At 71.9% G+C, this 20,570-nt stretch carries 16 protein-coding genes; 5 read left to right on the forward strand and 11 right to left on the reverse strand.

The features are described 5' to 3' along the window. Positions 1–60 precede the first annotated feature (60 nt). A complete protein-coding gene (locus tag WMF42_RS22030; RefSeq protein WP_437694076.1) occupies positions 61–1,176 on the forward strand; it encodes a tRNA pseudouridine synthase B in 1,116 nt (371 codons plus the stop codon). A gap of 215 nt (positions 1,177–1,391) precedes the next feature. After that, positions 1,392–2,684 carry a hemolysin family protein gene (locus WMF42_RS22035; protein ID WP_061611916.1) on the forward strand — a complete coding sequence of 431 codons (1,293 nt, stop codon included), beginning with the start codon at positions 1,392–1,394 and terminating at the stop codon, positions 2,682–2,684. A 247-nt stretch (positions 2,685–2,931) separates the two neighbouring features. Here WMF42_RS22035 and WMF42_RS22040 read toward each other — a convergent pair whose 3' ends face one another. Further along, positions 2,932–4,248, reverse strand: coding sequence for a formin (locus tag WMF42_RS22040; protein WP_233562426.1), 1,317 nt, complete (start codon positions 4,246–4,248; stop codon positions 2,932–2,934). Between the two features lie 468 nt (positions 4,249–4,716). Between WMF42_RS22040 and WMF42_RS22045 the strand changes: the two genes are divergently transcribed. Then, on the forward strand, positions 4,717–5,592 hold the full coding sequence (locus tag WMF42_RS22045) for an alpha/beta fold hydrolase (RefSeq protein WP_061611917.1): 876 nt from the start codon (positions 4,717–4,719) through the stop codon (positions 5,590–5,592). A gap of 47 nt (positions 5,593–5,639) precedes the next feature. Here WMF42_RS22045 and WMF42_RS22050 read toward each other — a convergent pair whose 3' ends face one another. From WMF42_RS22050 to WMF42_RS22070, 5 genes are all read right to left on the reverse strand, one after another. Then, positions 5,640–8,036 (reverse strand): Tex family protein, encoded by a 2,397-nt coding sequence (locus tag WMF42_RS22050; RefSeq protein ID WP_437694079.1) that lies wholly within the window; start codon positions 8,034–8,036, stop codon positions 5,640–5,642. A gap of 55 nt (positions 8,037–8,091) precedes the next feature. Further along, positions 8,092–9,375: an imidazolonepropionase gene (gene hutI / locus WMF42_RS22055; protein ID WP_437694081.1), complete on the reverse strand. Its 1,284-nt coding sequence runs from the start codon at positions 9,373–9,375 to the stop codon at positions 8,092–8,094. Beyond that, positions 9,372–10,487, reverse strand: a complete 1,116-nt coding sequence (gene nagZ, locus WMF42_RS22060) for a beta-N-acetylhexosaminidase (RefSeq protein ID WP_437694083.1) — start codon at positions 10,485–10,487, stop codon at positions 9,372–9,374. The genes hutI and nagZ overlap by 4 nt, the downstream gene beginning before the upstream one ends. 147 nt (positions 10,488–10,634) lie before the next feature. After that, positions 10,635–11,645, reverse strand: a complete 1,011-nt coding sequence (locus WMF42_RS22065) for a zinc-dependent alcohol dehydrogenase family protein (RefSeq protein WP_437694085.1) — start codon at positions 11,643–11,645, stop codon at positions 10,635–10,637. 50 nt (positions 11,646–11,695) lie between these two features. Beyond that, on the reverse strand, positions 11,696–12,691 hold the full coding sequence (locus WMF42_RS22070; RefSeq protein ID WP_081426171.1) for a DMT family transporter: 996 nt from the start codon (positions 12,689–12,691) through the stop codon (positions 11,696–11,698). A 140-nt stretch (positions 12,692–12,831) separates the two neighbouring features. Here WMF42_RS22070 and WMF42_RS22075 point away from each other — a divergent pair, with 140 nt between their 5' ends. Both WMF42_RS22075 and WMF42_RS22080 read left to right on the forward strand, forming a co-directional pair. Beyond that, a complete protein-coding gene (locus WMF42_RS22075; RefSeq protein WP_437694087.1) occupies positions 12,832–13,902 on the forward strand; it encodes a CAP domain-containing protein in 1,071 nt (356 codons plus the stop codon). Further along, positions 13,899–15,083, forward strand: coding sequence for a GspE/PulE family protein (locus WMF42_RS22080; RefSeq protein ID WP_061606123.1), 1,185 nt, complete (start codon positions 13,899–13,901; stop codon positions 15,081–15,083). Before WMF42_RS22075 ends, WMF42_RS22080 begins: the two co-directional genes overlap by 4 nt. Before the next feature lie 87 nt (positions 15,084–15,170). Here the strand turns inward: WMF42_RS22080 and WMF42_RS22085 are convergent, their stop codons facing one another. From WMF42_RS22085 to WMF42_RS22105, 5 genes are read right to left on the reverse strand one after another with little or no spacing between them, the layout of a single operon-like run. After that, on the reverse strand, positions 15,171–16,562 hold the full coding sequence (locus WMF42_RS22085) for a GH1 family beta-glucosidase (RefSeq protein ID WP_061606122.1): 1,392 nt from the start codon (positions 16,560–16,562) through the stop codon (positions 15,171–15,173). A gap of 18 nt (positions 16,563–16,580) precedes the next feature. Continuing rightward, positions 16,581–17,636, reverse strand: a complete 1,056-nt coding sequence (locus tag WMF42_RS22090) for an ABC transporter ATP-binding protein (RefSeq protein WP_061606121.1) — start codon at positions 17,634–17,636, stop codon at positions 16,581–16,583. Positions 17,637–17,638: 2 nt separating this feature from the next. Next, positions 17,639–18,598 (reverse strand): ABC transporter ATP-binding protein, encoded by a 960-nt coding sequence (locus WMF42_RS22095; RefSeq protein WP_061606120.1) that lies wholly within the window; start codon positions 18,596–18,598, stop codon positions 17,639–17,641. After that, on the reverse strand, positions 18,588–19,544 hold the full coding sequence (locus tag WMF42_RS22100) for an ABC transporter permease (RefSeq protein ID WP_061606119.1): 957 nt from the start codon (positions 19,542–19,544) through the stop codon (positions 18,588–18,590). The genes WMF42_RS22095 and WMF42_RS22100 overlap by 11 nt, the downstream gene beginning before the upstream one ends. A gap of 21 nt (positions 19,545–19,565) precedes the next feature. After that, positions 19,566–20,543: an ABC transporter permease gene (locus tag WMF42_RS22105; RefSeq protein WP_061606118.1), complete on the reverse strand. Its 978-nt coding sequence runs from the start codon at positions 20,541–20,543 to the stop codon at positions 19,566–19,568. Between the last annotated feature and the right edge of the window lie 27 nt (positions 20,544–20,570).

Consider the following 20,570-nt stretch of genomic DNA (forward strand, 5'->3'; position numbering starts at 1 on the left):
GAATCGGCGCCGCGACCCGGGCCCGAGCGGACGGCCGGCGGGCGGCCTCGGCCGGAAGGCGTGCTGGTCATCGACAAGCCGCGGGGCCCGACGAGCCACGACGTCGTGGCCAGGCTGCGGCGCGCCCTCGGCGTGAAGCGCATCGGGCACGCCGGGACGCTCGACCCGATGGCGTCCGGCGTCCTCGTTGTGCTCGTCGGCGAGGCCACGAAGCTCGCCCCCTACCTGACCGCGCAGGACAAGCGCTACACGGCGCGCGTCGTCCTCGGCGTCGGGACCGACACCCTCGACGCGGACGGGGACGTCACGGCGACGCAGCCCCTGCCCGCGTGGCTCGACGGGGAGCTCGGCGCGCTCGCGGCGGCCGGCGTCCCGGCCGGGGCCGAGGCCCTCGCCGCCGCGGCGCCGCGCATCGCCGCGGCGCTCGACGCGGAGCGGGCGCGCCGGGCCCAGACGCCGCCGGCGTACTCGGCCATCAAGGTCGCCGGGCAGCGCAGCTACGCCCTCGCGCGCGCCGGCCAGGCCGTGGACCTGTCGGCCCGGCCCGTCGAGGTCCGGTCGCTCGCGCTCGCCGGCGCCAGGCGCGGCGAGCCCGGCCCGCTCGGAGGCGTGCCGGCCGCGGACGCTGCGCCGGCCGCGGACGCTGTGCCGGCCCCGGACGCTGCGCCGGCCGCGGACGCTGTGCCGGCCGCGGACGCTGCGCTCGATCTCGAGCTCGACGTGAGCAAGGGCTACTACGTGCGTTCGCTGGCGCGCGACGTCGGCGCGCACCTCGACGTCCCCGCGCACCTGTCGGCGCTCCGCCGCACCGCGAGCGGCGCCTTCACGTTGGAGCAGGCGGTGCCCCTCGACGCCGGCGCCGAGGCGCTGCGCGCCGCGATCCGCCCGCTCGCCGAGGCGGCCGCGTCCAGCCTGCCCGTCGCTCGCCTGACCGATCACGGCGTCCGGCGCGCGCGCCTCGGGCAGACGCTCACCGAATCCGACTTTTCCGCAGCTCCTGCGCAATCCGGGGCCGCCGTATGGCTGGATCCGGAGGGACACGTCGTCGCGCTGGGCGCCCCCGAGGTCGCCGACGACGCCGGCGCCCACAGCTCATCCACGCCGCCTGAGGCTCGTTTTTCCGTCCTGCGTGGCTTTTCCGGGTCGGCAGACGTCCGTGAAAAGCCTGCTGTGTGATAGAAAACCACACGATTCAGCAAAATCCTGGACTTCAGTAAACCCACGGATCATTTCACTGGCCGCACTCGATCGCACCGGTCGAGCCTGGGAGTCCGTCTTGCAAAGAGTCCGGGGAGCTCGCGTGGATCCAGCATCTCCTGAGATTTCGCGCCCCGGTCCGGTTGCGCTCCCCTCGCCTGTTCCGTTACGATTCGTCCGTTAGGAGCCTCGGTTTGAGTCCCGATCTCGTTCCATTGCCAGCGCTTGCCGCTGCCGTTCTCTCCGCTGTACTTGGCTCGCTGTTCGTCGGCGCCGACACCGCACTGACGACGCTGAGCGCCACCCGGCTCGGCGCGCTGATCGAGCAGTCGACGGGCCCCACGAAGGCCGCTTACGAGCGGATTCGTCAAGAAGACGCCAAGCTTCGCTCTCGTTACCTGCTCGGCTGGGTCGTGTCGACCAGCCTGACCGCCGCCTGCTTCGACCTGTTCTTCCGGCGGAGCGTCCCCGGCGCTGCGCTGTATCTCGGGCTGGCGACCACCATCGTCGTGAGCGGTGCCCTCTACGAGGTCAGCTCCACGCTGGGCCGCAAGCACGCCGATCGGGCAGCCTCGATGGCGGTCCGCTTCTTGCGCCCCCTCGAGATCGCGATGCTTCCGCTCGCGGTGCCGCTCGGCTGGATCGGCTCCCGGCTGGGGACCAAGAACGGCGAGCAGCCGTCCGACCCGCGGGTGGCGGAGGCCGAGGTCGAGATCCTCGTCGATGAGGTCGAGCGCTCTGGCCTGTTCGGGCGAGAACCAGCGGAGATGATCCGGAATGTGCTCGAGTTCGCCGACCTCACGGCGCGGGACGTGATGGTGCCGCGGTCCAAGGTCGAGGCGATCGAGATCTCCACGCCGCTCGAGAAGGTGCTGGAGATCGTCACGGAGAGCGGGCACTCCAGGTATCCGGTCTACAAGGATCAAATCGACAACATCGCTGGTCTCCTCTACGCGAAGGACATGTTCAAGGTCCTCGAGGAGCGCCGGCTCAAGAACACGACGCTCCGGGAGATCACGCGGAGCCCTGCCAATTTCGTGGCGGAGTCGCAGCCGCTCTCGTCGCTGCTCCGGGAGATGAAGAGCCGGAGACAGCACCTCGCGATCGTTGTCGACGAGTTTGGTGGGATGTCGGGGATCGTCACCCTGGAAGACGTGCTCGAGGAGATCGTCGGCGACATCCGGGACGAGCACGACGAGACGGACGAGGGGGCGGCCATCCAGGACCTCGGCGACGGCCGGCTGGTCGCCGATGCGGCCGTATCGATGAGCGATCTCTCGGCCTACCTGGGCGCGGAGCTCGACCGGGAGGGGAAGTACGACTCGCTCGGTGGGATGCTCACGCAGCATGTCGGCAAGGTGCCCGAGGTGGGCACGGCCGTGAGCAAGTTCGGGCTGCGGTTCATCGTGCGGGACAGCGACGAGCGGCAGATCGGCAAGGTGGAGATCGTCCGGCCCCGCGCCATGGGCGCCGGCGGCGCTGCCTGAAGCGGCGGCGCGGCTCCCTTCCCTGAGGTCGCGCCGAGCTGCCCGGCCCGAGGCGACCGGGCCCGGCCGTGCGACGCGCCTCGATCAAATGCCATGACGGCCGTCCGGCACGCGGACGGCCAAGAAGCGCCGTTCCCCCGCACAGGAGACGGGCCCAGATCGGCGTTTTCGGCGCGCAGGCGCACTCCTGTGCGCCGAGCACCGAAAACGTCGAGGTGGGCCCGTATCCGAAGCGGGTGAGCGCCGCTCAGCGGGCGAGGGAGATCTTGTGGAGCTCGTTCGCGAGATCGTCGCCTTCCTTGATGAGGCCGGCTGTCTCGGCGGCGGGATTCTCTTTGTTGCCGGCGAGGAGCTGGCGGACATCGATCATCGCGCTGCGGAGCTTGAAGACGATCTGCTCGCTCGTGAAGGCGGCCACGGACTGGGGGTCCACCGGAAGCGCCTGCAGGTCGCCGCCCGCGATGTCGCCCTTGGTCCAGCGGGCGGCCTCCTTCTCGGCCGGCTTCAGGCCCTGCTGCGTGCGCTCGAGGCGGGTCACCGTGTACTTGGCCGGCCAGTCCTTGCCGAACGGGAACGGAGCCTTGTTGGGGACCAGCTCGGCCAGCGTCTTGTCGCCGTCGCGGCGGAAGACGACCGAGAAGTTCACCACCGGCTCGTCCTGCTCCTTCCACGACTTCTCGACGGTGCCCTGCGCCGCGGCGAGCAGGTTCTTGAGGCTGTCCTTGGTCTTGTTGAGGTCCTGGACCGAGGTGGTGTAGCTGAGGAGCTGGCGCATCACCCTGCCCGGAAGACTGCCGATCTGCTTGTTCTCCAGGTTGGTGGCATCGAACGGGACGTTGATGGCGCCGAGCTCGGTCGTGAACTGCGTGGGGAAGCTCTTCTTCGAGAGCTGCTCCGCGGCGGCGCCGAGCTTGTCGTTCAGCTCCTGCATCTTCTCGTTCGCGGCCCGCACGTCCTTCTCGAGCGCCGCGGCGCCCTCGACGGCGAGCTTGCCGCGATCGCCGCGCTCCTTCTGAGCGCCCGCGGCGAAGCCGAGGCCGATGCCGAGGAGCGCGGTGAGGCCCGCGTACAGCGCCGTCCGCTTCGAGGCCTTCCGGCGCTCCTGCTCGACCTCCTCGCCGACCTCGACCTTGATGGTCTGCGCGGCCGCCGTGGGCTTGGGCGGCGGCGTATGGATCACGGGACGCGGCTGCGGCGCGAACGGAGGCATCGGGATGCCTGGCGAGATGCCCGGCGGGGGCGCGATGCCGCCCACGGAGGGCATGGGGGGACGCGCGCTCGGATGCGGCGAGGGCATGCCGCCCGGGATCGGGCTCCCGTCGGGAGGCGGCCCCGATCCAGGCTGCGAGCCGGGCACGGGGAGGGGGACGGCCGCTCCCGGTGCCCCGCCTACCGCCGTTTTGCCCAGCCGAGCCTTCAGATCGATCTTGCTCTTCTTCTTTTCTTCAGCCATCGGCTCCTCGGGGACGGGATCGCTGCACCACTTCGCCCAGAAACTCCACGCCCGCCCGAGGCGATCGGTCCACCACGGCCCGAACCGGAGCTGCCCCTGCGCGAGCGGCAACAGGAGACGACATGGGCCGGCGTCCAGCGGACCGAGACGAGGGCGGGGACGAAAAGATCAGCAACACAACGGGAGCGTCGGGCGAGCGGACGACCCGCCGGGCACGTTAGCGGCGCGCCGCGTGGAATGTCAACGCGATGGCGATCGCAGCGCAGGATGTGTTTCGGCACGCGATCGCGACGCCGCGCGGCCACCCCGTCCAGCCGCCGCGACATCGCCGGAGGGTGAGGCCGCCCCCGACCCGCACGCAGGCCGCCGCCGGCAGCATGGCCGTCGATGGAGGGACCGGGTAGGAAGCAGGGGCACATGGCGTGGTTCAAGTTCGGCGGGGGTCGACCTCCGCCGCCGTCTTCATCCGGCGAGGGTCGGCCTCCGCCGCCGTCTTCATCCGGCGAGGGTCGGCCTCCGCCACCCTCTTCTTCGTCCGGCGGGGGTCGGTCTCCGCCCTCGCGGCGTTCGTCGCTCCGGATGGAAACGCGTCGGGTTGCGAGCTTTGATGGAACCGACATCGCGTACCGCGTGACGCCGCCGCCGTTCGACGGGGCAAAGACGGTGGTCCTGGTCAACGGCCTCGGCGGGTCGTACCTCGCGTGGCGGGCGCAGCTCGAGTACCTGTCCGACCAGTACCGCTTCATCACCTGGGACTACCGCGGGACGTACGCGTCGAAGCGCCCGTCGCAGGACGTCCCGGGCGCCTATGCGGTCGCGAACCATGTCCGCGATCTGGAGGCGATCCTCGCTGTCGAGGGGGTCCGGCACGGCTCGCTCATGGCCTGGAGCATGGGCGTCCAGGTCGCGCTGGAGGCGTTCCGCCAGCTCCCGGGGTTCGCCGCGAACCTGGTCCTGCTGAACGGCACCTACCGCCGGCCGCTCGAGACGATGGGGCCGCTGCCAGGGCTCGGGCGGCTATTCCCGCCCCTCGTGAACCTCGCGGCGCGCGCTCACACGGCCGCCACCCGGGTGACGCGTCGCTCCGTCGGCCAGCCCGACGCGGTGATCTGGCTGCAGCGGATGGGGCTGCTCGGGAGGGCGCTCGACCGCGGGGCGTTCGCCGAGCTCCTGGAGCCGCTCGGCCAGCTCGACATGGAGGCGTTCCTCAGGAACCTCCGCGCGCTGGGCACGCACGACGCCGAGGACGTCCTCGAGCAGATCGACGTCCCGACGCTGCTCATCGCGGGCGACAGCGACACGTTCACCCCCCGGGCGCTGACGCAATCGATGGCGCGCCGGATCGCGATGTCCGAGATCCTCGTGGTCCGCGGCGGGACTCACACAACCGCGCTCGAGTTCCCCGAGCTCGTGTCGCTCAGGATCGAGCGCTTCTTCGCAGACCACGACTTCTAGGCCGTGCCCCGGGGCGCTGGACCACGCGCCCCGGGGCGGCGCTCACGTCACTTGCGCAGCAGGTCCGCGAACGGGTTGTTGCGGAAGCCGCCCCCCGAGCTGCCCTGCCCCTTCCCTTGCCCCTGGGCCGGTCGGCCGCCGCTGCGATCGTTGCGCGGGCGCCCGTCGCCGCCCGCGGGCGGGCCGCCGGCCTGGGGACGCGCGCCGGCGGGAGCGCCGCCCTTCTTCGCCGTGAGCGCGATGCGCTTGCGCACGAGGTCGACCTCCAGCACGCGCACCTTGATCTTCTCGCCGACCTTCGCGACCTCGTTCGGATCCTTCACGAAGCGGTCCGCGAGCTGCGAGACGTGCACGAGGCCGTCCTGGTGGACGCCGATGTCCACGAAGGCGCCGAACGCCGTCACGTTGGTCACCACGCCCTCGAGCTCCATGCCCGGCTTGAGATCCTCCATCGTCCGCACGTCGTCGCGGAACTTCGGCGGCTCGAAGGTGGCGCGCGGGTCGCGGCCGGGCTTCTTCAGCTCGCTGAGGATGTCGTTCAGCGTGAACGAGCCGACGTCGCCGGCCTCGTACTTCTTCGCGTCGATCCGCGCGATCGCGGCCGTGTCGCCGATGAGCGACCCGACCGGAACGCCGAGATCCGTCGCGATGCGCTCGACAAGGCCGTAGCGCTCCGGGTGCACGGCGCTCGCGTCGAGCGGGTGCTCGCCCCCCCGGACCCGCAAGAAGCCCGCCGCTTGCTCGAACGTCCGCGGGCCGACGCCGGGCACGTCGAGCAGCCCCTTGCGGCTCTTGAACGCGCCGTTCAGGTCGCGGTGGGCGACGATCTTCTTCGCGAGGCTCGGGCCGATGCCGGCGACGCGCGCGAGCAGCGGGGCGCTCGCCGTGTTGAGCTCGACGCCGACCAGGTTCACGCAGCTCTCGACCACCTCGTCGAGCTTCCGCGCGAGCAGGCCCTGGTAGACGTCGTGCTGGTACTGCCCGACGCCGATGCTCTTCGGGTCGACCTTCACGAGCTCCGCGAGCGGGTCCTGCAGGCGCCGGGCGATGCTGATCGCGCCGCGCACCGTGAGGTCGAGGTCGGGGAACTCCTCGCGCGCGACATCGCTCGCCGAGTAGACGCTCGCGCCCGCCTCGCTCACCGGGACGCAGTACATCGTCTCTGACGTGGGTCGGGGCTCGGCGCTCGCCGTCTCCTTCAGCCCCTCCGACGCGAGCACGTCCTTCACGAACGCCTCGGTCTCGCGGCCGTGCGTGCCGTTGCCCACGGCGACCGCGCGGAGCGGGTACTTGCGGCAGATGCGGCGCAGGTCCTGCCGCGCGCGCTCGAGCGCGTCGCTGCTGCCGACCAGGTAGATCGTCGTGTGCTCGAGCAGCTTGCCCGTCTCGTCGACGACGGCGCACTTGCAGCCGGTGCGCTGGCCCGGGTCGATGCCGAGCACCGCCTTCGTGCCGAACGGCGCGGCGAGGAGCAGCTCGCGGAGGTTCTGGGCGAAGACCTCGACCGCGGCGCGATCGGCCTGCATCTTGAGGTCGACGCGCACGTCGCTCTGCACCGCCGGGAGCAAGAGCCGCTTCACGGCGTCCTCCGCGGCCTTCGTGAGCTCGCCGGCCCACGGCGACCTCGGCTTCAGCCCGATCGCGGCGTGGATGGGCGGGACGAGCGGCTCGGGCGCGAGCTCGATCGCGGCGCGGAGCACGCCCTCGGCCTCGCCGCGGCGGATCGCGAGGTAGCGGTGCGACGGGATGTTCGCGACGGGCTCCTCGAAGCTCGCGTACATGTCGAACTTCGTCTGCTTGCCCTCGTGCTCCTCGTTCTTCTGGACCTTGATGACGCCTTCCTTGACGTAGGCCTCGCGGACGAGCTTGCGCACGTCGGCGTGCTCGGCGATGCGCTCGGCGCAGATGTCGCGGGCGCCGGCGAGGGCGGCGGACGTGTCCGGGACCTCCTTCTCGGCGCTGACGAAGGCGCGGGCCTCCTCCTCGGGGTTGCCGTCCTCCGGCTGCGACCAGAGGCGATCCGCGAGCGGCTCGAGGCCGCGCTCCTTCGCGATGATCGCCCGCGTGCGGCGCTTCGGCTTGAAGGGGAGGTAGAGGTCCTCGAGCTCGGCCTTGGTGCGGCAGGCGCGGATCTTCGAGGAGAGCGCGTCGGTCAGCTTGCCCTGCTTCTGGATCTCGCCGAGCACCGTGGCGCGGCGCTCCTCGAGCTCGAGGATGTAGGCGCGGCGCTCCTCGATCGCGCGGATCTGCACCTCGTCGAGCCCGCCGGTCGCCTCCTTGCGGTAACGGGCGATGAACGGCACCGTCGCCCCCTCGGCGAGCAGCTTGGCCACCGCCGACACCCCCTGACGCGGGAGGTTCAGCTCCTCGGCGAGCAGCGGGACCGGATCAAACGAGCTGTCCGTGCGGCCAGGGACAGCGACAGGGCTCTGCGTGTCACTCATGCGCGCGGCATACGCGCAGGGTGTACGCGCGTCCAGGCTTGACTTGCTGGCCGCCTCAGCCGCCAGCGGCGATGACCTGGCCGTCGCGCAGCACGGCCTGCGCGCGCGGCGCGCCCCAGGGCTGCACGATCGCGTTCTCGTGCGGCAGGTCCCAGACGACGAGGTCGGCGCGGAGCCCCGGCCGCACCGCGCCGCACACCTCGCCGAGGCCGAGCGCGCGCGCCGCCTCGCGCGTCGCGCCCAGGATCGCCTCGGCGACGGTGAGCCCGTAGAGCCGCACCGCGAGCGCGAGCGCGAGCGGCAGGCTCTCGGTGGGCGCCGTCCCGGGGTTCGCGTCGCTGCCCACGACGAGCGGGACGCCGGCGGCCCGGAGCGCGGCGACGGGCGGCGGCTCCTGCCGGAGCGTGAAGCTCGCGACCGGCAGGAGCGCTGCCGCGACGCCGGCCCGGGCGAGCGCGGCGATGCCCTCGGGCGCGACGCGCTCGAGGTGGTCGGCCGACGCGGCCCCGAGCGCGGCCGCGAGCTCGGCGCCGCCCACGTCGGCGAACTGCCCGACGTGGACGCGCACGCCGAGCCCCAGCGCGCGCGCCCGCTCGAGCGCCGGCCGCGCCTCATCCACCGAGAACGCGCTCCTGTCGATGTACGCGTCGACGTAGCGCGCGAGGCCGGCCGCGGCGATCGCGGGCAGCCAGGAGCGCGCGACGGTCGCGGCGTAGGCCGCGCGGTCGCCCCCGGCCTCCGGCGGGAGCGCATGCAGCGCGAGGTACGTCGGCACGACGCGGGGCAGGCGCGCGTCCCTCCCCGCCTCGGCGACCGCCTCGAGCTGCTTGCGCTCCGAGGCCTCGTCGAGCCCGTAGCCGCTCTTCGCCTCCACGGCGGTCACGCCGAGCGCGGCCATCCGGCGGAGGCGCGCGCGGAGCGCGCCCGCGAGCTCGTCGGCTGTCGCGGCGCGCACCGCGCGCATGCTGGCGACGATGCCGCCGCCGGCCGCGGCGATCGCCTCGTAGTCGCCGCCCGCCATGCGGACAGCGTACTCCGCGTCCCGCGAGCCGACCCAGGGCGCGTGCGTGTGGCAGTCGACGAGCCCCGGCGTCACGACCCCCGCGGCCTCCACCTCGACCGCGAGGCCCGACCCGGGGCGCAGGATCTCCTGCCGGCGCCCGACCGCCTCGATCGCGCCGCCCCGCACGACGATCGCGGCGTCCTCGATCACGCCGAGCGGATCGCCGGCCGAGGCGCGCGACGGGTCGCACGTGACGAGCCGGCGCGCGGCCAGGACGAACGGGCGGTCGGGGTGCGCCGCGGGCTCCGCTCGCCCGGCCCCCGGCGGCGCGATCACGTCACCGCCCCCGCGGCGAGCGCGGCGCGCGCCCGCTCGATGTCCTCGAGCACGGCCCGAGACGCCGGCCCGCCGACGACCTCGGCGAGCTCCGCCGGCGACGCGGCCGGCCGCGGCGGGCGCAGGCGGCGCTGCTCCAGGCCGCGCGCGGCCGCCTCGACGCAGCGCTCGCGGAAGCGCGGATCGCGCTCGGCCCTGCGCACGAGCGCCTCGTGCGCGCGGTCCTGCAGGTCCTCGTCCTTGCAGATGAGCAGCGCGTCGCAGCCCGCCCAGATCGCCGCGGTGGCGGCCTCCTCGACGGGGTAGTGCGCCGCGATCGCGGCCATCTCGAGGTCGTCCGAGAAGAGCACCCCCTCGAAGCCGATCTCGTCGCGCAGGAGGCCCGTGCAGATGGCGCGGGAGAGCGTCGCCGGGACGCCCGGGTCGAGCGCCTCGACGACGATGTGCGCCGTCATCAGCGACGCGACGCCCGCCCGGGAGGCCGCGCGGAACGGCGGCAGCTCGATCTCGTCGAGGCGGCCGCGGCCGTGGGCGATGGTCGGCAGCGCGAGGTGGCTGTCGAGCGCGGTGTCGCCGTGCCCCGGGAAATGCTTGCCGCAGGCGAGCACGCCCTCCTCCTGGAGCCCCTCGAGGAAGGCGACGGCGGCCCTCGTGACCGTGCGCGGATCGCGGCCGAACGCGCGATCGCCGATGATCGGGTTCTCGGGGTTCGAGTCGACGTCGAGCACCGGGGCGAAGTTCAGGTTGATGCCGACGGCCCGCAGCTCGGACGCGACGGCGCGGGCCGCGCGGCGCAGCAGCGGGATGTCCATGAGCTCGCCGAGCGAGCGCATCGGGGGCAGCGCCAGGAACGGCGCGCGCAGGCGCGTGACGCGGCCGCCCTCCTGATCGATCCCGATGAACGGGGGCCGTTCGGGGCCGCCCGCCGCGGCGAGCGCCTGACAGAGCCGCGCCGTGGCGTCGAGGTCAGGGACGTTGCGCCGGAACAGGATCGCGCCGCCCCGCCGCCCCTCGGCGAGCGCCCGGAGATACCGGGCGGGCGGCTCCGCGCCGTCGAATCCGCCCACGATGAGCTGGCCACACAGGACCTCTGTCTCCAGATCGCGCTGCATCGTCCACCACCTCTCGCGCGGCGCAGGCGAGCGCGCCGGCCGCGGAATCCATGCGTCACGACTCGTAGACGACCTGGGCCGGCGAGGCCACTTCCGAGCGGACCGCGCCGGAGCGCCGGGCGGACGCCGCGCCCGGCCCGGTCCGTCTCAGAACCGGAGCGCGATCTTCCCGAAGTGCCCGCCGCTCGCCATGTGGTCGAGCGCCTGGCGCACCTCGCCGAAGGGGAACACGCGGTCGACGACCGGCCGCAGGCCGCCCGCCGCGATCGCGCGGTTCATGTCCTCGAACATCGCCCGTGAGCCCACGAAGACGCCCTGCGCGACGATCTGCTTCATCAGGAACGGGAACAGGCTGAGCTCGGGCGCGCCGCCCGAGAGCACGCCGATGACGCTCACGCGCCCGCCGGTCCGCACCGCGCGGAGCGAACGGGCGAGCGTGCCCGCGCCGCCGACCTCGACGACGTGATCCACGCCCGCGCCGCGGGTGAGCGAGAGCGCCTGCGTGTCCCAGTCGGGCGTCGCGCGGTAGTTGATCGTCTCCGACGCGCCGAGCGACCGCGCGCGCTCGAGCTTCTCGTCGCTGCTCGACGTGACGATGACGCGCGCGCCCGCGAGCCGGGCGAGCTGCAGCGCGAAGATCGAGACGCCGCCCGTGCCCTGCACGAGCACCGTGTCGCCCGCCTTGAGGTGGCTCGCCGCGAACAGCGCGTTCCAGGCCGTCACCGCGGCGCACGGCAGCGACGCGGCCTCCTCGTCCGTGAGGTGCGCCGGGGCCGCGACCACCCCCTCCTCGCTGACGAGCACCTGCTCGGAGAGCACGCCGGGCAGCTCGCCGCCGAGCGCTCCCCTCGCCTTCGACGCGGTGAGCTCCCCGTCGATCCAGCGCTGGTTGAAGATCGGGCACACGCGATCGCCGACCTTCACCCGCGTCACCCCCTCCCCGACGACGATCACCTCCCCGACGCCATCGGAGAACGGGACGAGCGGCAGCCGGAACTTCGGATTGTAAAGACCTTTTACGACGAGCACGTCGCGGTAGTTCAGCGACGCCGCCTTCATCCTGAGGACGACCTGCCCGGGCCCCGGCGTCGGCTCGGGGAGATCGACCAGGCGGAGCGCGTCGAGTCCGAACGAACCCTGGATAGCGAACGCTTTCATGCAGATCCTCCTTGAGCGGAGGTGCGCTATCTCATGTGAGGTGGACCCGGTCAACGCGTCGATCGACGCGCCGGCCGCCGCGCGTCGCGCAGCGCCTGGGAGGCGAGCCAGAGGCCGGCCGCCATCACCAGCGTCGCCCCGAGGACCTGGCGCGCCGAGGGGACGTCGCCGAGCCAGGCGGCGGCGAGCACGTGCGACAGGGCGACCCCGACATAACCGATCGCGCCGATGCGCGCCGCGTTGTCGAGCGCGTAGGCGCGCGTCATCGCGAGCTGCGCGAGGCCGCCGGCGAGGCCCGTCCCGATCAGCAGCGCGACGCCGACGGCGTCGGGCGTCCGCCAGACCGGGATCGACAGCGCGATCATCGCGGCGCTCGCCACGAGCGAGAAGTGCAGCGCGACCGACTCGGGGCTCGCGCGCGTCCCGCTGGCGCCGATCCGGCGCAGCCAGATCATGGCGAACGCCGAGAAGACGGCGCCCAGCGTGGCGACGAGCGCCGTCTCGCCCGCGATCGCGAGCCGCGGCGCGGCGATCAGCGCGACGCCCGCGAAGGCGAGCAAGATCGCGACCCAGAGGCCGCGGCTGCTCCGCTCGCCGAGCATCCGCGGCGCGAGGATCGCGACGAAGATCGGGCTCGTCGCGCCGAGCGTGACAGCGTCGCCGAGCGCGATCTGCGGCGAGCCCAGCGTGTAGAAGACGCAGAGCATCGCGCCGGTGCCGCAGAGCGAGCGCGCCCACGTGAGGCGCCGATCGCTGCGCTCCATGGAGAGCGGCGCGCGGCGGACGAGCGCGACGCCGAGGGCGGTGGCCGCGCCCACCAGCGCGCGCGACGCGGCGACCTCGGGCCACGGGGCGCTCTCCGACGACAGCCGCGAGAGGACGTTCATCACGGCGAACAGCGCCTGGGCGAGGACCATCCACAGGACGCCCGCGGTCGGCCGCGCCGCGCGCCCCTCGCGCTCCGCGGCGAGGACGATCGCGGAGGCCCCGGGCGGGTGCGCGGCGACCGCGCCCTGTGACGACGAGGAGGTGCTCACGTGGCGCATCGCTTACCACCTCGGCGCCGCGCACGCCGCCGCGCGGCGTGCGCGGCGCCGGCGCTGCCCGGGTGCGCGCGCGACACCGAGGCGCTACCGTCGCGCCGATGCGCGGGATCACGAGAGGCACACGAGGGAGGACAGGAGCGATGGACGACCGGCGGAGGCGCTGGCCCGGGGCGCCGTGGCTCGGGTTCATCGCCGCGAGCGCCCACGCGCTCGGGTGCGGCGCGGGCGCCGGCAAGGAGCCGGCGGGAGGGCCGCCAGCGGCCTTCGCCGCGGAGGGCGCGAACGAGGACCGCGCGCGCGGCGACGAGGGCGAGGCGCGCGGCGAGGAAGCCGGCGGCGAGGCGCAGGCCGCCGCGGCGCCGCCCGCGCCGGGCCGGGGGATGACGCGCACGGAGGCAGGGCGGTACGTGCTCGCGCTGGTGAACCGCGATCGGGCGGCGCACAAGCTGCCCCCTGTCACGTGGGACGAGACAGCGGCGCGCGCGGGGCGGCGGCACGCCGAGGACATGGTGCGCGTCGGCTACACCGGCCACTGGGGCAGCGACGGATCGGTCCCGGAGGAGCGCTACACCGCGGCGGGCGGCGACGGGTTCGTGATGGAGAACGCCGGCTGCTTCGCCGACGCGATCCCGCGCGAGCTCGACCCGGATCCGCGCTTCTCCGCGGAGAGCCTCGAGCGGGTGCACAACGCCTTCATGAACGAGAAGCCCCCGGCCGACGGGCACCGGCGCAACGTGCTCACAGCGCCGCACACATCGCTCGGGGTCGGCCTGGCCAAGGCGAAGGGGCTCGACATCGCCTGCATGGCGCAGGAGTTCGTCGACGATTACGGAGCGTACCAGCCGCTCCCCGGGCGCGCGCAGGTCGGCGAGGTGATCCGGGTGGCCGGCGAGCTCAGGGCGCCGGCGAAGATCGCGGGCGTCGGGATCTCGCGGGTCGAGGCGGGCAAGCCGATCCCGCCGGAGAGGCTGCTCAAGATGGGCGGTTACCCGATCCCGCCCCCCTACGCGACGTTCTTCCCGAAAGGCTTCAAGACGCCTATTCCTCTTCAGGTGACCGGCAATCGATTCGACATCCAGATCCCGCTGGACGACCGCAAGCGGCCCGGCCTCTACGGCGTCAGCGTCTGGGCGACGTTCCCTCCCTCGAACGAGCTCAAGATGGTCTCGCTCCGCACCGTCGAGGTCGGCGGCAAGAAAGGGGCGCGGTGAGCTTCAGCCGTCCCCCCGCGTCGTCCGAGGACCTCGATGCGGTCAAGATGCTCGATCACCTGGTCCGCCGCGCGGTCTCCATGGGCGCGAGCGACATCCACGTCGAGCCGAAGCGCGACAGCATCCGCGTGCGGTACCGCGTCGACGGCGTGATGGTGGCGCAGGGGCAGATCCCCCTCGAGCTCGCGCCGTCGCTCGCCTCGCGCGTGAAGGTGCTGGCGCGCATGGACATGACCGAGCGGCGGCTGCCGCAGGACGGCCAGTTCAGCCTGGAGCTGCACGGCCACCCGCTCATCCACCTGCGCGCCTCGACGTTCCCCGCGATCCACGGCGAGACGGTCGTGCTGCGCGTGCTGCTCAGCCACCAGCTCATCGCGCTCGAGAAGCTCGGGCTACCCGAGGTCGACTTGCCGCGGGTCGAGCGGCTCGCGGACCGCCCGTCGGGGCTCATCCTCGTGTGCGGGCCGACCGGGTCGGGGAAGACATCGACGCTCTACTCGCTGCTCAAGGTGATGAAGACCAGCGAGCTCAGCATCGTGACGCTCGAAGATCCCATCGAGGTCGAGTTCGGGGACATCACGCAGGGCCAGACCAACCCGCGGCAGGGATTCACCTTCGCCACCGGCCTTCGCGCCATCCTGCGGCAGGACCCGGACGTGATCATGGTCGGCGAGATGCGCGACCCCGAGACGGCGCAGATCGCGCTGCAGGCGAGCCTCACGGGGCACCTCGTGCTGTCGACGCTGCACACCTCGGACGCTGTCGACACCGTCGCGCGCCTCGTGGACCTCGGCGCCGAGTCGTGGATCGTCGCCAACGCCCTGCTCGCCGTGATCGCGCAGCGGCTCGTGCGGCGGCTCTGCGCCGAGTGCGCGGAGACGTACGAGGTCGAGAGCGACGTGACCGGCGAGGAGGATCGGGTCCTCATCGAGAAGGGCACCGAGCTGAAGCGCGCCGTCGGATGCCAGACGTGCCACATGACCGGCTACCGGGGCCGGGTCGGGCTGTTCGAGATGCTCGAGCTCGACGACGACCTGCGCGACCTCGTGAAGGCGCGCGCCGGCAAGCGCGCGTACCGGGACGCCGCGCGCAAGGTCGGCCTCGTACCGCTCCGCGAGGCCGGGCTCGCCCGGGTGAAGGAGGGCGTCACGTCCCTCGACGAGGTGCTCCGCGTGACGTGACGGCGCGGGAGGAGGCCTCGCCGAGCTGCCCGGCCCGGCGAAGCCGCGGCGCGCCGCGCGGTCCGCGGCGCGCCGCGCGCACGTCGGTCAAGTGGCCTGCGAGGCGCCGTCGTCGACGGCGTTGGCGGCGATGACGCCCTTGTACCAGAGCGCGCTGTCCTTCGGGGTGCGCCGCTGCGTCTCGTAGTCCACCCAGACGATGCCGAACCGCTGCGAGTAGCCGCGATCCCACTCGTAGTTGTCCATCAGCGACCACACGAAGTACCCGGCGAGCGGCACGCCCGCGTCGATCGCCTGCCGCGCAGCGATGAAGTGGTCGCGCAGGAACTTGAGCCGGCGCTCGTCCGGGATGCGCCCGCTCTTGTCGGGCCCCTCCGAGTAGGCCGCGCCGTTCTCCGTCACGTAGATCTTCGGCACCCCGTACTCAACGTGCAGCCGCAGGAGCAGGCGCCGCAGCCCTTCCGGGTACACCTCCCAGTTCATCTCGGTCTGCTCCGAGACGGGCGCCACGTGCACCGTCCGCGGCAGGTTCTGCTCCTCGGGCACCTTGGTGCTCCGCAGGACCGCCCGGGAGTAGTAGTTCAGGCCGAGGAAGTCGCACTGGGTCGCGATGATGTCGAGATCGCCCGGCTTGCACACCGTCAGCCCCTCCGGCGGGAGGTAGCCCAGCTTGATGTAGTCCGCGATCATGTCCGCCGGGTAATGCCGGCCGTACAGCGGGTCGAGGAACCACCGGGTGAAGTACCCATCGTAGTGGCGGGCCGCGTCGTGGTCCGCGGCGCTCGGCGACGCGGGCATCGCGTAGTTCGAGTTCAGCGTGATGCCCACCTCGGCGCCGGGGCAGTTGCTGCGCACCACGGGCACCGCGAGGCCGTGCGACAGCAAGAGGTGGTGGCTCACCGTGAGCGCCTTGCCGAAATCGCGCATGCCCGGCGCGTGGATCCCCTTCTCGTAACTGAGGAACGCCGTGCACCACGGCTCGTTGTGGGTGATCCACTTCTTCACGCGGTCGCCGAGCTTCCGGGTGATCGCGTCGGTGAACTCCACGAACGCCTCCGCGGTGGAGCGGTGGAGCCAGCCCCCGACCTCGTCCTGGAGCACCTGGGGCAGATCCCAGTGGAAGAGCGTCGCGTACGGCTCGATCCCGGCCTCGAGCAGGCCGTCCACCAGCCGGCTGTAGAAGTCGAGCCCCTTCGGGTTCACCGCGCCCCGGCCGTTCGGCAGGACGCGCGGCCACGCGATCGAGAACCTGTAGGCCATCATGCCCAGGCTCTTCATGAGCGCGATGTCTTCAGGCCACCGGTGGTAGTGGTCGCACGCGATGTCGCCGTTGGTCCCGTCGGTGATCTGGCCGGGCGTCTTCGCGAAGCGGTCCCAGATGGACTCGCTCCGGCCATCCTCGCTCGTCGCGCCCTCGATCTGATAGGACGACGTCGCGACGCCCCAAACGAACTTGTCGGGAAATCTCAGAGACGGCATGTGGCTTCGTGGTTCTCCTCAGACGGGCATGGTCCCGACGGGGGCCGGCACCGTGGCCTGGAAGGGCGCGGCCGCCGCGGCCATCCCGGGCGAGTAGAGGTGGCAGCGGACCCAGTGCCCCGAGCCGACGTCGACGGGCCCGGGCATCTGCTCGCGGCACGCGTTCATCACGCTCGGGCAGCGGTCGGCGAACGGGCACCCCGGCGGCGGGTTGACGAGCTTCGGCGCGCCGGAGCGGGCCGGCAGCTCGCCGCGGATCGAGCCGTTCGGGTCCGGCACCGCCGACAGCAGGAGCTTCGTGTACGGGTGCGCCGGCTGCTGCATCAGCTCCTCGCTGGGCGCGCCCTCCACGATGTGGCCGGCGTACATCACCATCGTACGATCCGCGACGTAGCGCGCGCTCGCGATGTCGTGCGTGATGTAGAGGTACGAGATGCCGCGCTCTTCCTTGAGGCGCTCCATCAGGTTCAGGACGCCCATGCGGATCGAGACGTCGAGCATCGAGATCGGCTCGTCCGCGAGGATCACGCTGGGATCCACCGCCAGCGCGCGCGCGATCGCCACGCGCTGCCGCTGGCCGCCCGAGAGCTGGTACGGGAACTTGGCCGCGACCTCCGTCGGGGGGGTGAGATCGACCGTCGTGAGCAGCGCGTGCACCTTCTCCTTGAGGATCGCGGCGTTCGGCGCCTTGTTGTGGAGCAGCAGCGGCCGCTCCAGGTGGTAGCCGATCGTGTGCACCGGGTTCAGCGAGCCGAACGGATCCTGGAAGATCATCTGCACCTGCCCGCGGTACGCGAGCGAGGCGCGGTTCGGCTCCTCCTTGAGCACGTCGCGACCCTTGAACAGGATCTGCCCGCTGCTCGGGGGCATCAGCCGCGCGAGCAGCCGGGCGATCGTGCTCTTGCCGCTGCCCGACTCCCCGACCAGCGCGATGACCTCGCGCTCCGCGAGCGTGAACGAGGCGTCGTTCAGCGCCCGGAGCTGCTGCGCGCGGATCCCGCCGCCGACAGGGAAGTACTTGCCGAGGCGCACCACGTCGAGGACAGGTGAAGCGTACGGTTGCGTCGTCGTCATGGTCAGTAGAGGTGGCAGGCGCCGCGGTGCTCGGGCGCGATTTCACGGAGGACCGGCAGTTCGTTCTGGCAGGTCGCGAAGGCCTGGGGGCATCGGGGGTGGAAGCGGCAGCCGGACGGCGGGTTGCGCATGTCGGGCGGCGAGCCCGGGATGCCCTGCAGCCTGCGGCGGGGCCCACGGACCGAGGGGAACGACCCGAGCAGCCCCTGCGTGTACGGGTGCTTCGGATCGCTGAACAGGTCCTTGGCGCGGGCGGTCTCCGCGAGCTTGCCCGCGTAGAGGATGGCGATGCGCGTGGAGAACTCGGCGATGAGCGAGAGGTCGTGCGTGATGAAGAGGATCGAGAAGCCGAGGCGCTCCTTGAGCTCGGCGATCTGCTGCAGGATCTCCCGCTGCACGACCACGTCGAGCGCCGTCGTGGGCTCATCCATGATGAGGAACGGCGGCTTGAGCGCCATGGCGATCGCGATCACGACGCGCTGGCGCATGCCGCCCGAGAGCTGGTGCGGGTAGCTGGTCAGGCGCGACGGGTCGATGTTGACGAGCTTGAGCAGCGCTGCCGCGCGCTCCATCGCCTGCGCCTGCGTCACGCCGTCGTGCGCGATGATCGGATCGGCGATCTGCTCGCCGATCGTCAGCACCGGGTTGAGCGCGGTCATCGCGCTCTGGAACACCAGCGCCATCTTGCGCCAGCGGAACGCGCGGAGCTGCTCCTCCGTCATCGACAGGACGTCCTGCCCGGCGAAGAGCACGCGCCCGCCCGTGATGATCGCCGGCGGGCGCAGCAGCCGCATGATGGCCATCGCCACCGTGGACTTGCCGCTCCCCGACTCGCCCGCGAGGCCGAGCACCTCGCCCGGGGCGATGTCGAAGGAGACGTTGTCGACCGCGCACACCGGGCCGGTCGGCGTGATGAACTCGACCCGGAGATCCTGAACTGAGAGAAGCGGACTAGGCGCCATGAGCCCTCACTACCGGCGTTGACGGACCAACCGCGACCTTGCGGCTCTTGATCAGACGCGACCAGGCCCCCTCCGCGCGGAGCCGCGGATTCGAGATCTCGTCGATCGCATAGTTGATCAGCGTGAGCGCGAACCCGACGAGCGCGACACACACGCCGGTGGGCACGATGGTCCACCAGGCGCCCGTGAGGAGCGCGGCGTTGTTGCTCGCCCAGTACAGGTTCGTCCCCCAGGTCACGGCGCTGAGGTCGCCGAGCCCGAGGAACTCCAGGCCGACCTGCGCGCCGATGGCGTAGATCGTCGCGCCGATGAAGCCGGACATGAGGAGCGACGTCATGTTCGGCAGGATCTCGCGGAAGATGATGCGCGCGCTGCCCTCGCCGCTCACCAGGGCCGCGGACACGAAGTCCTTGTCGCGCAGCGCGAGCACCTGCGACCGGAGCACGCGCGCGTTCCACGCCCAGCCGGTGATGATGAGGACGAGCAGGATCGTCATCGGCCCCGCCGGCAGGTAGGCCGCGATGACGACGGCCATCGGCAGGCCGGGGATGATCAGGAAGACGTTCGTGAGGAGCGACAGCACGCTGTCGATCCAGCCGCCGAAGTAGCCGCCGGCCATGCCGATCACCGCGCCGATCGCCATCACGGCGAACCCCGCCGCGAAGCCGACGGCCAGCGAGGTCCGCGCGCCGACGATCGTCTGCGCGAGCACGTCCTGCCCCTGGCCCGTCGTGCCGAAGAGGTGCTCGGCCGAGGGCGCCTCGTGCGGCATGCCCACGAACGCGTGCGGGTCCTGGCCGACGATCGTGGGGCCGAGCACCGAGATCAGCAGGAAGAAGAGCACGATCAGCGTGCCCACCATCGCCTTGCGATTCGAGAGGAGCCGGCGGATCCACCCCGCCTCACGGGTTGCATTGCCCCCGCTGTTGCCTTGTTGCGCAGCCATCGCTTCTCCTGGACCCAGCCCTCAGCGCCCGCGGGCGCGAGGATCAAGAAACACGTAGATGACGTCGACCAGGAAGTTCGCGCCCAGCACGGCGAACGTGATGGTGAGGAAGATCCCCTGCATGAGCGGGTAATCCTGGTTACGAACAGCCTGGATGAGCAGGTAGCCCTGACCCGGATACGAGAAGACGATCTCGGTGAGCAGCGACCCGGCGAGCACGAACCCGAGCGCCATGCCGAAGCCGGTGACGTTGGGCAGGAGCGCGTTCCGCGCGGCGTAGGTGAACATGACCCGCCACTGGGAGAGCCCCTTGGCCTGGGCCATCGTGATGTACTCCTCGGACAGCACCGTGACCATCGCGCTGCGCATGCCGAGCATCCAGCCGCCGATGGTGGCGATGACGATCGACAGGGCGGGCAGGACCATGTGCGATATCACGCTTCCGATGAACTCGAAGTTCCATTCGGGCGTGAGCGTGTCGCTGTAGGCGTGGCGCAGCGGGAAGGCCCCCATCACGAACCCGAGGATGTACAGCGACACCATCGCGAGCCAGAAGTAGGGGAACGCGCCGAGGAACATCAGGACGGGCGGCACGATCGAGTCGAGCAGGCCGCCGCGCTTCCACGTCGCGATGATCCCGAGCAGCGTCCCGAGGCCGAAGCTGAGGATCACGGCGGCGCCCGACAGGAGCAGCGTCCAGCCGAGCCCCGTCGCGATCACGTCCGTCACCTTCGCGGGGAAGTGAGCGACCGACAGGCCGAGATCGCCCGTCAGCGTGTGGCTCAGGTAGGTGATGTATTGCTTGTAGAGCGGCTCACCCGTGAACCCGAACGCCTTCCGCAGCGCGTCGATCGCCTCCGGCTGGAGCTGGCCGCGGAAGCGCACGAACATCGCCGAGGCGGGGTCGCCCGGCATGAGCCGCGGGATGAGGAAGTTCAGGGTGAGCGACGCCCACGCCGCGATAAAGTACAAGCCTAGCTGTCGAAGGAGGTAACGCACAGAAGCTCTCTCTTCTAACCTGCTCTC

This window comes from Sorangium sp. So ce176 (genome assembly GCF_051519835.1).
Classification (GTDB): Bacteria; Myxococcota_A; Polyangia; order Polyangiales; family Polyangiaceae; genus Sorangium; species Sorangium cellulosum_G.

What these genes read in the sequence shown, in the direction of transcription:
- WMF42_RS22045 (WP_061611917.1), top strand. Translation starts at nt 4,717, where the DNA reads ATGGAAACGCGTCGGGTTGCGAGCTTTGATGGAACCGACATCGCGTAC.
- WMF42_RS22050 (WP_437694079.1), bottom strand. Translation starts at nt 8,036, where the DNA reads ATGAGTGACACGCAGAGCCCTGTCGCTGTCCCTGGCCGCACGGACAGC.
- nagZ (WP_437694083.1), bottom strand. Translation starts at nt 10,487, where the DNA reads ATGCAGCGCGATCTGGAGACAGAGGTCCTGTGTGGCCAGCTCATCGTG.
- WMF42_RS22065 (WP_437694085.1), bottom strand. Translation starts at nt 11,645, where the DNA reads ATGAAAGCGTTCGCTATCCAGGGTTCGTTCGGACTCGACGCGCTCCGC.
- WMF42_RS22070 (WP_081426171.1), bottom strand. Translation starts at nt 12,691, where the DNA reads ATGCGCCACGTGAGCACCTCCTCGTCGTCACAGGGCGCGGTCGCCGCG.
- WMF42_RS22075 (WP_437694087.1), top strand. Translation starts at nt 12,832, where the DNA reads ATGGACGACCGGCGGAGGCGCTGGCCCGGGGCGCCGTGGCTCGGGTTC.
- WMF42_RS22085 (WP_061606122.1), bottom strand. Translation starts at nt 16,562, where the DNA reads ATGCCGTCTCTGAGATTTCCCGACAAGTTCGTTTGGGGCGTCGCGACG.
- WMF42_RS22090 (WP_061606121.1), bottom strand. Translation starts at nt 17,636, where the DNA reads ATGACGACGACGCAACCGTACGCTTCACCTGTCCTCGACGTGGTGCGC.
- WMF42_RS22095 (WP_061606120.1), bottom strand. Translation starts at nt 18,598, where the DNA reads ATGGCGCCTAGTCCGCTTCTCTCAGTTCAGGATCTCCGGGTCGAGTTC.
- WMF42_RS22100 (WP_061606119.1), bottom strand. Translation starts at nt 19,544, where the DNA reads ATGGCTGCGCAACAAGGCAACAGCGGGGGCAATGCAACCCGTGAGGCG.